This window comes from Phreatobacter sp. (genome assembly GCF_022843985.1).
GTDB lineage: Bacteria > Pseudomonadota > Alphaproteobacteria > Rhizobiales > Phreatobacteraceae > Phreatobacter.
Genome location: NZ_JALHMP010000025.1, coordinates 26,233 through 39,500, shown reverse-complemented (window position 1 = coordinate 39,500; position 13,268 = coordinate 26,233). Strand labels below are relative to the sequence as shown.

Annotated in this window: 11 protein-coding genes; 8 read left to right on the top strand and 3 right to left on the bottom strand. The window is 69.6% G+C overall.

The features are described 5' to 3' along the window. Positions 1-36: 36 nt before the first annotated feature. The 3 genes from uvrB to Q0C57_RS16230 all read right to left on the bottom strand — a co-directional run bounded on the left by uvrB (position 37) and on the right by Q0C57_RS16230 (position 3,928). Positions 37-2,649: an excinuclease ABC subunit UvrB gene (uvrB, locus tag Q0C57_RS16240; protein WP_296577641.1), complete on the bottom strand. Its 2,613-nt coding sequence runs from the start codon at positions 2,647-2,649 to the stop codon at positions 37-39. Between the two features lie 148 nt (positions 2,650-2,797). Continuing rightward, a complete protein-coding gene (locus Q0C57_RS16235) occupies positions 2,798-3,355 on the bottom strand; it encodes a YeeE/YedE thiosulfate transporter family protein (protein ID WP_296577639.1) in 558 nt (185 codons plus the stop codon). Positions 3,356-3,370: 15 nt separating this feature from the next. Continuing rightward, positions 3,371-3,928, bottom strand: a complete 558-nt coding sequence (locus Q0C57_RS16230; protein ID WP_296577637.1) for a YeeE/YedE thiosulfate transporter family protein — start codon at positions 3,926-3,928, stop codon at positions 3,371-3,373. A 183-nt stretch (positions 3,929-4,111) separates the two neighbouring features. Between Q0C57_RS16230 and ppk2 the strand changes: the two genes are divergently transcribed. The 8 genes from ppk2 to Q0C57_RS16190 all read left to right on the top strand — a co-directional run bounded on the left by ppk2 (position 4,112) and on the right by Q0C57_RS16190 (position 13,245). Beyond that, positions 4,112-5,212 (top strand): polyphosphate kinase 2, encoded by a 1,101-nt coding sequence (gene ppk2, locus Q0C57_RS16225; protein ID WP_296577635.1) that lies wholly within the window; start codon positions 4,112-4,114, stop codon positions 5,210-5,212. Positions 5,213-5,314: 102 nt separating this feature from the next. Continuing rightward, a complete protein-coding gene (locus tag Q0C57_RS16220; protein WP_296577633.1) occupies positions 5,315-6,148 on the top strand; it encodes a VCBS repeat-containing protein in 834 nt (277 codons plus the stop codon). A gap of 81 nt (positions 6,149-6,229) precedes the next feature. Further along, positions 6,230-7,918: an efflux RND transporter periplasmic adaptor subunit gene (locus Q0C57_RS16215; protein ID WP_296577631.1), complete on the top strand. Its 1,689-nt coding sequence runs from the start codon at positions 6,230-6,232 to the stop codon at positions 7,916-7,918. After that, positions 7,918-8,649 carry an ABC transporter ATP-binding protein gene (locus Q0C57_RS16210; protein ID WP_296577629.1) on the top strand — a complete coding sequence of 244 codons (732 nt, stop codon included), beginning with the start codon at positions 7,918-7,920 and terminating at the stop codon, positions 8,647-8,649. The genes Q0C57_RS16215 and Q0C57_RS16210 overlap by 1 nt, the downstream gene beginning before the upstream one ends. A 377-nt stretch (positions 8,650-9,026) precedes the next feature. Continuing rightward, positions 9,027-10,439 (top strand): adenosylhomocysteinase, encoded by a 1,413-nt coding sequence (gene ahcY / locus Q0C57_RS16205; protein WP_296577627.1) that lies wholly within the window; start codon positions 9,027-9,029, stop codon positions 10,437-10,439. A gap of 293 nt (positions 10,440-10,732) precedes the next feature. Beyond that, on the top strand, positions 10,733-11,896 hold the full coding sequence (locus Q0C57_RS16200) for a benzoate/H(+) symporter BenE family transporter (protein WP_296577624.1): 1,164 nt from the start codon (positions 10,733-10,735) through the stop codon (positions 11,894-11,896). A 110-nt stretch (positions 11,897-12,006) separates the two neighbouring features. After that, on the top strand, positions 12,007-12,330 hold the full coding sequence (gene trxA / locus Q0C57_RS16195; RefSeq protein ID WP_296577622.1) for a thioredoxin: 324 nt from the start codon (positions 12,007-12,009) through the stop codon (positions 12,328-12,330). Positions 12,331-12,444: 114 nt separating this feature from the next. Beyond that, positions 12,445-13,245 carry a ComF family protein gene (locus Q0C57_RS16190; RefSeq protein WP_296577621.1) on the top strand — a complete coding sequence of 267 codons (801 nt, stop codon included), beginning with the start codon at positions 12,445-12,447 and terminating at the stop codon, positions 13,243-13,245. The last annotated feature ends 23 nt before the right edge of the window (positions 13,246-13,268 follow it).

Genomic DNA, 13,268 nt, shown 5'->3' with positions numbered 1-13,268 from the left:
GTATAAGGATTCGGTCGATGCTCGCAATAGCTGCGCCTACCCCCTCCACCCCTTCCCCGGCTTCCCCCCACCCTTCTTCCTGACCGCCCCACCCGCCGGCACCTCGCGATCCGTGCCCGGCCCCATGCTGTCCAATCCCGGCTTCGCCGCCCGTGACGGCGGCAGGTTCGCCGACCGCCCATATTTCTTCGGGCCCCTGAAGCCGCCGGTGCGGTCGTCCACCGCCTCCTGCCGCGCCAGGGGATCGTCGGAAATGGCGAGTTCGGTCTCGCGCAGGCGCTTGAGCTCGTCGCGCAGGCGCGCGGCCTCCTCGAAGCGCAGGTCGGCGGCGGCCTCGCGCATGCGCTTTTCGAGATCGCCGATGACCGCCTGGAGATTGTGGCCGACGGCGGCGCCCTGTTTGGCGAGGCCGGCATCGACGGTGACGTGGTCCTTCTCGTAGACCGAGTCGAGGATCTGGGCGATCTCGCGCCGGATGGTCTGCGGCGTGATGCCATGGGCCTCGTTCCAGGCCGTCTGCTTCTCGCGGCGGCGGTTGGTCTCGGCGATGGCGCGCTCCATGGAGCCGGTCATGCGGTCGGCATAGAGCAGCACGCGGCCGTCAATGTTGCGGGCGGCGCGGCCGATGGTCTGGATGAGCGAGGTTTCCGAGCGCAGGAAGCCCTCCTTGTCGGCATCGAGGATGGCGACGAGGGCGCATTCGGGAATGTCGAGGCCCTCGCGCAAGAGGTTGATGCCGACGAGGCAGTCGAAGGCGCCGAGCCTGAGGTCGCGCAGGATCTCGATGCGCTCGATCGTGTCGATGTCGGAATGCATGTAGCGCACGCGGACGCCCTGCTCGTGCAGATATTCGGTGAGGTCCTCGGCCATGCGCTTGGTCAGCACGGTGACGAGGGAGCGGTAGCCGGCGGCGGAGGTGGCCTTGACCTCGCCGATGAGGTCGTCGACCTGGGTGCGCGCGGGCCTAATGATGCAGGGCGGGTCGATGAGGCCGGTGGGGCGGATGACCTGTTCGGCGAAGGTGCCGCCGGTCTGGTTCAGCTCCCAGGGGCCGGGGGTGGCCGAGACATGGACGGTCTGCGGCCGCATCGCCTCCCATTCCTCGAAGCGCAGCGGGCGGTTGTCCATGCAGGAGGGCAGGCGGAAGCCATATTCGGCGAGCGTCGCCTTGCGCCGGAAGTCGCCGCGGTACATGGCGCCGATCTGCGGGATGGTGACGTGGCTCTCGTCGACGAAGACCAGGGCGTCGTCGGGGACATATTCGAACAGGGTCGGCGGCGGCTCGCCGGGGCGGCGTCCCGTGAGCCAGCGCGAATAGTTCTCGATGCCGGCGCAGGAGCCGGTGGCCTCCATCATCTCGAGGTCGAAGCGGGTGCGCTGCTCCAGCCGCTGCGCCTCCAGGAGGCGGCCGGCCTTGTTGAGCTCGTCGAGGCGCCAGTTCAGCTCCTCCTTGATGCCGGCAATGGCCTGGACGAGGGTCGGGCGCGGCGTGACATAGTGGGAATTGGCATAGACCTTGACGAAGCCGAGGTCGGCATTCTTCTGGCCGGTGAGCGGGTCGAATTCGGCGATGGACTCCACCTCGTCGCCGAAGAGGTTGATGCGCCAGGCGCGGTCCTCGAGATGGGCGGGGAAGAGCTCGATCGTGTCGCCGCGCACCCGGAACGTGCCGCGGGAGAAGTCCATCTGCGTGCGCTTGTACTGGAGCGCGATGAGGTCGGCGATGAGCTGGCGCTGGTCGAGGCGCTCGCCGACCTTCACGCCGAAGGTCATGGCCGTATAGGTCTCGACCGAGCCGATGCCGTAGATGCAGGAGACGGAGGCGACGATGATGACGTCGTCGCGTTCGAGCAGGGCGCGCGTCGCCGCGTGGCGCATGCGGTCGATCTGCTCGTTGATGGAGGATTCCTTCTCGATATAGGTGTCCGAGCGGGGAACGTAGGCCTCCGGCTGGTAATAGTCGTAGTAGGAGACGAAATATTCCACCGCATTGTGGGGGAAGAAGCTCCGGAACTCGCCATAGAGCTGGGCGGCGAGCGTCTTGTTCGGCGCCAGGACGATGGCCGGGCGCTGGGTCTCGGCGATGATCTGGGCGGCGGTGAAGGTCTTGCCGGAACCGGTGACGCCGAGCAGGACCTGGTCGCGCTCGCCTGAGCGGATGCCGCCGACCAGTTCGGCAATGGCCTGGGGCTGGTCGCCGGCCGGCTCGAAGCCGGAGACGATCTCGAAGCGCTTGCCGCCCTCCCATTTCTCCGGGCGCGCCGGCTTGTGCGGCACCCAGGTGCGGCCGTCGACCTCGGGCCGGCCCTCCTGGATCAGCCGCTCCAGCGCCTTGACCGTGGCGGTGACGCCGGAGGCGCCGATCTCCGATTCGATGTCGAGGGCCTGGGCCTGGTCGACGCCGATGCCGAGGCGGTGGGCGAGCGCCTTGTCGGCGAGGGTCGCCTCCGCCTTGAAGGCCGCCTGCGGCGCCTCGGCGAAGCCGCCGGTCGGGCCGGTGCCGGAGCCGAGGCCGGCGGTGCCGCGGTTGATGGCGGGGTTGAGCAGGTCGGCCAGCGCCGGCCCGAGCGGCTGCAGCTCCGGCTTGGCGGCTTTCGACTTCGGCGCGCGGGCGGGCTTCGGCGCGGAGGCTTTGGGGCTTTTCGGCATGGCGACACTATGGGCCTGCCGGGACGCGCGGGAAAGGGCGGCATCGGCCTTGCCGCCATGCTGCTGCCAGGGGCTGGCAGCGGCGCGGCAAAAAAAGCGGGCGGAGCCGGGGGGCTCCGCCCGAGTCGTGGGAGAGGCTCGGCGCGGCTCAGGCGCGTCTGGCGGAGAGCCGTTCGACGGTGACGAAGAGGGCGAGGGCGACCACGGCCAGCGCCGCGAAGATCAGCCAGGGGCTGATGCCGAGCAGCGTGTGGAGCTGCACCCGGCCGAGGGCGCCGACGGGCAGGATCATGGCCTTCACCCCATCGAAGGTCAGGGCATAGAGGATGCCGCCGAGCAGCATGCCGCCAGCGCCGACCAGGGCATGGAGGCTGCCGCCGCCGATGGCGGCCAGCGCCGTGCCGGGGCAATAGCCGTAGAGCACCATGCCGACGCCGAAGAGCGCGGCGCCGAGGGTCAGGGCGAGCAGGTCGGTCGGCTTGATGTGGAACTTCGCATAGCCGAACTGCACCATGAGGAAGACCCCGACGCCGCCGACGATGATGGCGGTCATCATGATCTTGAGGACGGTGAAGTCCTGGAACAGGAACTGGCGGACGATGGTGTTGTAGTCGGCGACGCGGCCGCGATGCAGCAGGAAGCCGAAGGCGAAACCGAAGACGAGGGCGAGAGCGAGGGCGGCGGTGCCGGTGACGGGAAGGGTCATGGTGATGGCCTCGGATCAGCGGGCGGTGCGGAACATGGCGAAGGCGGTGGCGGTGCCGGTGGCGAACATCACGGCGAGGAAGATCCAGCCGCTGAGCGCCAGCTGCAGGCCGCCGGAAATGCCGTTGCCGCTGGTGCAGCCATTGGCGAGGCGGGCGCCGTACATGGCGATGATGCCGCCGAGGAAGGCCGCGGCGTAGCGCTTCAGCGGCGAGGGGCCGAAGCGCTCCGCCCAGACGGTGGGCACCTGTTCGAAGCGGAAGGAGCCGGCCAGCACGGCCGAGCCGAAACCGCCGGCCAGCGTGCCGACGAGGAACAGCGTGCCGTAATCGAGGCTGAAGAGGTTCCGCGCCCAGTAGCTGTTGCTGGCCACGGCCTCGGCGCCGAGGACCGGCGTGGCGACGGCACCCGAGACCTGGGACAGGGCGGTGGTGATGCCGAGCGGGTTGTTGACGACGAGGAAGACGACCCAGCTGAGCACGCCGATGCCGATGCCGACGAGATAGGGGGTCCAGTCGATGATGAGCCCCGCACGGGCGGCGGGCCGGTAGTCGAGCGTGGTCTGGAGCGACATGGCGGTCTCACGATGGCGTGGGCGGGTGCCGGGAAAAGACCCGACTTCCCATCGAGTTCTTCTTATACATATGAATGTCTGAATGTGTCAAGGAGCCGGGCACCTTGGGCAGTTGATCCAGAACATGGCGGGGCCTGCGGTTCCGGCGTTTCCTTGCGGCACTGACGCTGGGGAATGACGGCCATGGCCCTCGACGACATCATCCATTCCGAGATCGACAAGCCCGCACCGGCGGCGGCCGGGCAGCCCGCTGCGGCCCCGCCACCCGCCGCGCCTCCGGACAGGGACGACGGTGGGGCCGCGGGACCCGCAGGCGCAGCGGCCATTGCCCAGGCGGCGGGCGATGCCGGGGAAGAGGCCCTGTCCGACACGGGCGGCCCCCGACCGGGACGGGCGGCGCGCGGGCGCCACCAGATCGCCCAGATGAAGCGCGACCCGGCCACCATCCGCCGGCTCTTCGAAAGCGGCGAATATCCTTACGTGACGCGCATGGCGGCCAAGCCCTACGAGGCCCACATGCTGGAGCTGCAACGCGAGCTCCTGAAGGCGCAGCGCTGGATCGAGGAGAGCGGCGAGCGCATCGTCGTGCTGTTCGAGGGCCGCGACGCCGCCGGCAAGGGCGGCACGATCAAGCGCTACATGGAACATCTCAACCCGCGCACCGCCCGCGTCGTGGCGCTCGCCAAGCCGAGCGAGCGGGAGCGGACGCAATGGTATTTCCAGCGCTACATCGCCCATCTGCCGTCAGCCGGCGAACTCGCCCTGTTCGACCGCTCCTGGTACAACCGCGCCGGCGTCGAGCGGGTGATGGGGTTCTGCTCGCCCACCGACTATCTCGAATTCATGCGCCAGTGCCCGGATCTGGAGCGCATGCTGACGCGGGCGGGGATCCGGCTGTTCAAATACTGGTTCTCGGTGTCGCGCGAGGAGCAGCGCAGCCGTTTCGCGGCGCGCGAGACCGATCCGCTGAAACAGTGGAAGCTCTCGCCCATCGACCGCGCCTCGCTCGACAAATGGGACGCCTATACGGAGGCCAAGGAGGCGATGTTCTTCTACACCGACACCGCCGACGCTCCCTGGACCATCGTCAAGTCGGACGACAAGAAGCGGGCGCGGCTGGCCTGCATGCAGCATTTCCTGTCGTCCCTGCCCTATCCGAACAAGGATCTCGCCGTGGCGGTGCAGCCCGACCCGCTGATCGTCGGCGCGACCAGCCATGTCATCGGCCGCGACGGCGGCATTCTCGGCAAGACCGTGCATCCCGAGTTGCGCCGCGGCAGCTAGGCGTTCCGGGCCGGATGAAACGTTTCGCCCCGCCGCGCCGTATGCCGAAGGCAGCGAGGGACGATGACGACGCGACACGACCGAACCGAAAAGCCTGACACCATGACCTATCTCCCTGCCATCACCCGCCGCCTCGCGGTCGCCGGGCTCCTGGCCTCGACCGCCGCGGCCGGCGCCCAGGCGCCGCGCCGCAGGCTGCCCGACACCGAGACCACGCGGGCCGCCGGTCTGTCGGCCTGGCTGACCGATCCGACCAGCCGCTATGCCCATGCCGTGCTCGGCGATGCCATCGAGGCCGGCGGCTTCGCCGTGGAACAGGCGGGGCGGCAGTTCCATGTCACCCTGCCGGAGGAGGCGGTGTTCGAGGATCGCCGCGTCCGGCTGGCGGATATCGATGGCGACGGCCGGCCCGAGGCGATCGTCGTCAAGTCCTACCTGCGGCGCGGCGCGGCGCTGGCCGTCTACCGCATCGGTCCGGACGGCATCACGCCGCTGGCGGAAAGCGCGCCGATCGGCATCCCCAACCGCTGGCTCAATCCGGTCGGGGTCGCCGATTTCACCGGGGACGGGCGGCCGCTGATCGCCGCGGTGATCACGCCGCATATTGCCGGGTCGCTGCGCCTCTACCGGCTGGAGGGCGGCACCCTTGCCGAGGTGGCCCGGCTCGACGGCGTCACCAACCACATCATCGGGTCGCGCGACCTCGACCTGGCGCGGATCACCGATATCGACGGCGGCGGCCGCCCGGAGATCGTCCTGCCGGCCCTCGACCGCCTCAGCCTGACGGCCGTCAGCTTCGCGGGGGGACGCGGGCGGATCGTGGCGCGGGTGGCGGTGCCGCGCCCGATCGTCCGGCTCGAACCGATGAACGGCGGCGCGGCTGTGGTCCATCTCCAGGACCGCAGCACGGTGACGCTGGCGCTGCGGCGCGGCTGATCCAGAACCTTTCGAAACTGTCACGTGAGCAGGGGCGTGACCCGTGATAGACAGGCGACATGGTACCGGACTCCCTTTGACATGCGCCGCTCGATCGTCCTGCTTCTTCTCATGGCTGCCCTCGGGGGCGGCGCCTGGTGGCTGACCGGGCCGGGTTCGCACGCGGTCGCCGACCAGCCGGCCTGGCGCACGGCCCGGGTCGATCGCGGCGACGTGGTCGCGGCGGTCAATGCCACCGGCACGATCAATCCGATCTCCACCGTGGTGGTGGGATCGCAGGTCTCCGGCCAGGTGCAGGAGATCCTCGCCGACTACAATTCGCAGGTCGAGGCCGGGCAGATCCTCGCCCGGCTCGATCCGACGCAGGTCCGGGCGCGCCTCGACGGCGCCCGCGCCGACCTCGCCAATGTGCGCGCCGCGCGCGAGGTGCAGCTGGCGCAGATCGAGCAGGCGCGCTCCGAGATCATGCGCGCCGAGGCAGTCCGCCAGGACGCCACCGCCAAGCTGGCGCAGGTCGAGGCGCAGCTCGCCGAAGCCGAGCGCAACTATGTGCGCCAGCGCGAACTCGGCGCCCGCGGCGCCGTCGCCCAGGCGGTCATCGACACGGCCCGGGCGAATGTCGAGGGACAGCGCGCCGGCCGGGATTCGGCGCGCGCGCAGATCGCCTCGGCGGAAGCCTCCAAGCGCTCCATCGAGGCGGCCTTGCGGGTGGCCCAGGCGCAGACCGGAACGATCGACGCCCAGATCGTCCAGCGCCAGGCGGTGGTCCGGCAGATCGAAGTCGATCTCGCCAATACCGAGATCCGCTCGCCGGTGAGGGGCACCGTGGTGCAGCGCCAGGTGGAGCTCGGCCAGTCGGTCGCCGCCTCGCTGCAGGCCCCGACCCTGTTCCTGGTCGCGCAGGATCTCACGTCGATGGAGATCTACGCCAATGTCGACGAGGCCGATGTGGGCCGGGTGCGCTCCGGGCAGCCGGTGACCTTCTCGGTCAATGCCTATCCGGGCCGGGAATTCACCGGCGAGGTGAAGCTGGTCCGCCTCGGCTCGCAGACGGTGCAGAACGTCGTCATCTACACGGCCATCATCTCCTTCCGGAACCCGCGGATGGAGCTGCTGCCCGGCATGACCGCCACACTGCGGGTGATCTCGGACCGCCGCGAGGGCGTGGTGCGGGTGCCCAATGCGGCGCTGCGCTGGCGCCCGGCGGGAACGGCGGCCGAACGGCCGCAGGCCCAGGCGCCGGCGGCCAATCCCTTCGCTCCGCCGGGGCCGGGCATGGGCCGCGGCCCGGGCGGCGGCGGCGGCCGCCAGATCGGCGAGTTCGTCGAGACGCTGAAGACCGAACTCGCGCTCACGGCGGAGCAGAAGGAGCGGATCGACGCCATCGTCGCCGAGGCGCGGCCGCAGTTCCGCAGCCTGTCCGATCCCTCCCTGGACCGGGGCCAGCGGGTGACGCGCATGCGCGAGATCCGCGACGAGATGGCACGCCAGATCGAGGCCGTGCTGACCGCCGCGCAGCGGTCGGCCTTCGTCGACATCCGTGCCCGTTACGACGGGGCCCGCAGCGCCGATGGCGGCGTGCCCGGCCGCGTCTTCGCCCTCGGCGCCGACGGCAAGCCGCAGGCGGTGGCGCTGCGCCTCGGCATCACCGACGGCGCCATGACCGAGGTGCTGAGCGGCGAGCTCGAACCGGGACGCGCGCTCATCATCGGCACCGGCCAGGCGCCGGGAGCGGCCGCGCCGGCGCCGCGCGGCTTCCGGATGTTCTGATGGCGCTGATCGACACCAGCGATCTCGCCCGCCACTACACGCTCGGCGACCAGGTGGTGACGGCGCTGGCCGGCGTCTCCGTGAAGGTGGACGAGGGCGAGTTCGTCGCCGTCATGGGGCCGTCGGGCTCGGGCAAGTCGACCTTCATGAACCTGGTCGGCTGTCTCGACCGGCCGACCGCCGGCCGCTATGTGCTCGACGGCGAGGAGGTCTCGGCGATGTCGGCCGATGCCCTCGCCGACGTGCGCAACCGCAAGATCGGCTTCGTCTTCCAGCAGTTCAACCTGCTCGACCGGCAGGACGCGCTGGCCAATGTGGCGCTGCCCATGGTCTATGCCGGGGTGCCGCGCCGCGAGCGCAGGGCGCGGGCCGCCGAGGCCCTCGGCCATGTCGGCCTCGCGGGCCGCGTCCACCACCTGCCGACCCAGCTCTCGGGCGGCCAGCAGCAACGCGTCGCCATCGCCCGCGCCCTGGTCAACCGACCGAAGGTGCTGCTCGCCGACGAGCCCACCGGCGCCCTCGACAGCCGCACCTCGCTGGAGATCATGGCGCTGTTCCAGGACCTCAACCGGCAGGGCATGACAGTGCTCATCGTCACGCATGAGGCTGACGTGGCGACCTTCGCCGGACGGGTGGTGCGGTTCCGCGACGGCAAGGTGCTGTCGGATACGCGGCAGGCGCCGATGGATGCGGCCAAGGCGCTGGGCGAGCTGGTGGACGAGGTGGCGTGAGGGGGGCGGTGGGGTTCTCGAACCACGCAGGTGACACTTTCACCCGAACCTCTTTCCGTCATGCCCGGCCGTGTGCCGGGCATCCACGACTTCTCTTTCAACAGTCGTGTTCAAGTCGTGGATGGCCGGGACAAGCCCGGCCATGACGGAGAGGTTTGAGGCAGCCTGCAACCTGGCAGTTCCCACGTGCGTCCCACGCGCCTCCACCGCATCTGCCCGGCGGGGCGTCCCCCTCACCCTCCGTTCACCACCCTGTCCCCAGACATAAAGAAATCTTTATGTCTTTATTGCCTCCGTTCGCGACCCGTGCTAGAGCCGCCGCCGACAAGCTGGATATCCGTCCGGCCCGCCTTCCGCTGCGCACTTCCGAGGAACCCATGGCTCTCGACCAAGGCAAAGACTTCATCGTCAAGGACATCTCGCTCGCTCCGTTCGGCCGCAAGGAGATCGACCTCGCCGAAACCGAAATGCCGGGCCTGATGGCGACGCGCGCCGAGTTCGGCGCCTCGCAGCCGCTGAAGGGCGCGCGCATCGCCGGCTCGCTGCACATGACCATCCAGACCGCGGTGCTGATCGAGACCCTGAAGGCGCTCGGCGCCGACATCCGCTGGGTGTCCTGCAACATCTACTCGACCCAGGACCATGCCGCCGCCGCCATCGCCGCCGCCGGCATTCCGGTTTTCGCCTACAAGGGCGAGACGCTGACCGAGTACTGGGACTACACCGCCAAGCTGTTCGACTGGCATGGCGGCGGCACGCCGAACATGATCCTCGATGACGGCGGCGACGCCACCATGTTCGTCCATCTCGGCCTGCGCGCCGAGAACGGCGACACCGCCTTCCTCGACAAGCCGGAATCGGAAGAGGAGGAGATCTTCTTCGCGCTCCTGAAGAAGACGCTCGCCGAGAAGCCGAAGGGCTGGTTCGCCGAGGTCGCCAAGAACATCAAGGGCGTCTCGGAAGAGACCACCACGGGCGTCAACCGCCTGTATCAGCTGGCCGCTGCCGGCAAGCTGCTGTTCCCGGCGATCAACGTCAATGACAGCGTCACCAAGTCGAAGTTCGACAACCTCTACGGCTGCCGTGAATCGCTGGTCGACGCCATCCGCCGCGGCACCGACGTCATGATGTCGGGCAAGGTCGCCTTCGTCGCCGGCTTCGGCGATGTCGGCAAGGGTTCGGCCGCCTCGCTCCGCCAGGCCGGCTGCCGCGTGCTCGTGTCCGAAGTCGATCCGATCTGCGCCCTGCAGGCGGCGATGGAAGGCTATGAGGTCGTCACCATCGAGGACGCCCTGCCGCGCGCCGACATCTATGTCACCGCCACCGGCAACAAGGACATCGTCACGGTCGACCACATGCGCGGCATGAAGGACCGGGCGATCGTCTGCAACATCGGCCACTTCGACAACGAGATCCAGGTCGCCGGCCTGAAGAACTTCAAGTGGAACAACATCAAGCCGCAGGTCGACGAGATCGAGATGTCGTCCGGCAAGCGCATCATCCTCCTGTCGGAAGGCCGCCTGGTGAACCTCGGCAACGCCATGGGTCATCCGTCCTTCGTCATGTCGGCCTCGTTCACCAACCAGACGATCGCCCAGATCGAGCTGTGGACCAACCCCGGCAAGTACGAGAACAAGGTCTACACGCTGCCCAAGCACCTCGATGAGAAGGTCGCCATGCTGCATCTCGAGAAGATCGGCGTGAAGCTGACCAAGCTGCGCCCCGACCAGGCCGCCTATATCGGCGTGCCGGAGACCGGCCCGTTCAAGTCGGACCACTACCGCTATTGATCGCAGGCTCCGGCTTTGCGACAGGAAGGCCCGGCTTCGCGCCGGGCCTTTTTTTGTCCGGTGACCTGCACCGGGGAATTGCGTCCTTCGAGGCTCGGGCCATAGGCCCTCGCACCTCAGGATGAGGGTGGTGGTGCATGGCATCGCGGCTGTTCGACGCGCTACCGTTCCGCTTCGACGGCCGGCTTGCCAGTCACACCCTTCCTCATCCAGAGGTGCGAGGGAGCGAAGCGAACGAGCCTCGAAGGACGCAATTCCCTCATGCAGCGCTCCCTCACCCATAGATCCACGCCATGCCCCTGACCCTCTCCACCCTCGCCGCCGGCATCATCGCCCCGCTGGTCGGTTTTGCCGGCACGGTGGCGCTGGTCATCGCGGCGGCGCAGGCCGTCGGGGCGACGCCGGCGCAGACGATCTCCTGGCTTGCCGCCGTCTCGCTCGCCAAGGCGCTCGGCGGCCTGGCGCTGACCTGGCGCTACCGCATCCCGATCGTCCTCGCCTGGTCGACGCCCGGCGCGGCGCTGATCGGCGCCTCCTCCGGCATCGCCTTTCCCGAGGCGGTCGGCGCCTTCGTGCTGGCCGCCGGGCTCATCATCCTCACCGGCCTGGTCAAGCCGCTGGGCGACTGGGTGGCGCGGCTGCCCGCCGCCATCGCCGCGGCCATGCTCGCCGGCATCCTCGTCAGGTTCGTCATGGACGTGGCGCTGGTCGCGCCCGGCGCCCCCTGGCTCGTCCTGCCGCTGGTGGCGATCTTCCTGGTCATGCGCCTCGCCCATCCGGCCAGCGCCATGCTGGTGGTGGTCGTGGCCGGCGTGGCCCTGACCTATGCGCTGGGGCTCGCCGGGCCGCTGCCGACCGATCTCGGCCTCGCCCATCTGGAATGGACCCACCCGGTCTTCGCGCCGGCCGTTCTCATCGGTCTCGGCGTGCCGCTCTATCTCGTCACCATGGCGGGGCAGAACCTGCCCGGCATCGCCGTGCTCCGCGCCAACGGCTATAACCCCAAGGTCGGGCCGATCATCGCCACGACCGGCTTCGTCTCGCTGATCTCGGCGCCCTTCGGCGCCCATCCCTCGAACCTCGCCGCCATCACGGCGGCCATCGCCGCCGGGCCCGATTCCCACCCCGATCCGGCCAAGCGCTGGCCGGCCGGGATCATCTACGGCATCGCCTTCATCCTCTTCGCCGCCTTTGCCGGCCCCTTCGTCGCGCTCTTCGCCGCCATGCCCAAGGCGCTGATCGCGACCATTGCCGGCCTGGCGCTCAGCGGCGCGCTGATGGGCTCGCTGGCGGTGGCCATGGGCGATGCGCAGACCCGCTTTCCGGCGCTGCTCACCTTCGCGGTGGCGGCCTCGGGCGTCACCGTGGCCGGCATCGGCGCTGCCTTCTGGGGCCTGGCCATCGGCCTCGCGGCCTTCGCCATCGAGCGGGGCTGGCAGGCCGTGGCGAAAGGCTGAGGGCGTCACGAGGCGGTGAACATCCCCTGCCCGCGCCTTGAACAGGGGGCGTCCGGCGCTTACCTTGACGGCAACGTTCCGATTCCTCCGGACCTGCCAGGAGACAAGCCATGGGCGCCGTTGCCGCCACCACCGACGCATCCTTCGACGCCGACGTCATCAAGTCGGACACGCCGGTCGTCGTCGATTTCTGGGCGCCCTGGTGCGGCCCCTGCCGCATGATCGCCCCCGCCCTCGACGCCATCTCGGCGGAAATGGGCGACAAGGTGAAGATCGTGAAGGTCAATGTCGACGAGAACCCGAAGATCGCGTCGAACTACGGCATCATGTCGATCCCGACGCTGATGATCTTCAAGGGCGGCCAGATGGTCGACCGCAAGACCGGCGCGGCGCCGCAGGCGGCGCTGAAGCAGTGGATTTCCGGCCACGCCTGACCGGCATAAGCCGTCCCCGTCTCGTGAAAGCCGCCGGTGTCCGGCGGCTTTTTCGTGGGAAGGCCCGGGTTTGTCCGACTGCCGCCACCGGACCGGCCGTGACAGCCTGACGGGGTGACCGGCGAGAGCGACACCGAGACCCCCACCCTTCCCCCGCCGCCGCTTCGGCGGCGGCTCGCCGCGGGCGGCGCCCGCATGCTCGACTGGCTGCTGCCGCCGCTCTGCATCGCCTGCCGCAATCCCGTCGGCAGTCATCACGCGCTCTGCCCCGCCTGCTGGAAGGGCGTCGCCTTCATCACCGCGCCGGTCTGCGAGCGGCTCGGCACGCCGCTCGCCTTCGATCTCGGCCCCGGCGCGCTGTCGCCCGCCGCCATCGCCCAGCCGCCGGCCTTCGACCGGGCGCGGGCGGCCTTCCGCTTCGACGATGTCGGCCGGGCCCTGGTCCATGCGCTGAAATATGGCGACCGGCTGGAAGTGGCGGTGGCGCTGTCCGGCTGGATGGTGCGGGCCGGACGGGATCTGCTGGCCGATGCCGATGCGCTGGTGCCGGTGCCGCTGCACTGGACGCGGCTGGTGTCCCGGCGCTTCAACCAGGCGGCGGAGCTGACCCGCCAGATGGCGGCGCAGACCGGCCTCGCCAACGAGGCGCTGCTGCTCAGGCGCGTGCGCCGCACCCGCCATCAGGTGGGGCTGACGCGGGCGCAGCGGCTGGACAATGTCACCGGCGCCTTCCGCGTCGCCGAGGACCGCAAGGGCTGGATCCGGGGCAAGCGGCTGGTGCTGGTCGACGATGTGCTGACGACCGGCGCCACCATCGAGGCCTGCTGCCGGGTGCTGCGGCGGGCCGGGGCGGCGCGCATCGACGTGCTCACCGCGGCGAGGGTTGTGGAGGGGCCCTTCGCGGTCCATATCTGAAGGCCTGCCCACCACCGCCACGG

Coding starts and splice junctions, on each gene's coding strand:
- trxA (WP_296577622.1), top strand. CDS start 12,007: ATGGGCGCCGTTGCCGCCACCACCGACGCATCCTTCGACGCCGACGTC.
- Q0C57_RS16215 (WP_296577631.1), top strand. CDS start 6,230: ATGCGCCGCTCGATCGTCCTGCTTCTTCTCATGGCTGCCCTCGGGGGC.
- Q0C57_RS16200 (WP_296577624.1), top strand. CDS start 10,733: ATGCCCCTGACCCTCTCCACCCTCGCCGCCGGCATCATCGCCCCGCTG.
- Q0C57_RS16235 (WP_296577639.1), bottom strand. CDS start 3,355: ATGACCCTTCCCGTCACCGGCACCGCCGCCCTCGCTCTCGCCCTCGTC.
- Q0C57_RS16220 (WP_296577633.1), top strand. CDS start 5,315: ATGACCTATCTCCCTGCCATCACCCGCCGCCTCGCGGTCGCCGGGCTC.
- Q0C57_RS16230 (WP_296577637.1), bottom strand. CDS start 3,928: ATGTCGCTCCAGACCACGCTCGACTACCGGCCCGCCGCCCGTGCGGGG.
- ppk2 (WP_296577635.1), top strand. CDS start 4,112: ATGGCCCTCGACGACATCATCCATTCCGAGATCGACAAGCCCGCACCG.
- Q0C57_RS16210 (WP_296577629.1), top strand. CDS start 7,918: ATGGCGCTGATCGACACCAGCGATCTCGCCCGCCACTACACGCTCGGC.
- ahcY (WP_296577627.1), top strand. CDS start 9,027: ATGGCTCTCGACCAAGGCAAAGACTTCATCGTCAAGGACATCTCGCTC.
- uvrB (WP_296577641.1), bottom strand. CDS start 2,649: ATGCCGAAAAGCCCCAAAGCCTCCGCGCCGAAGCCCGCCCGCGCGCCG.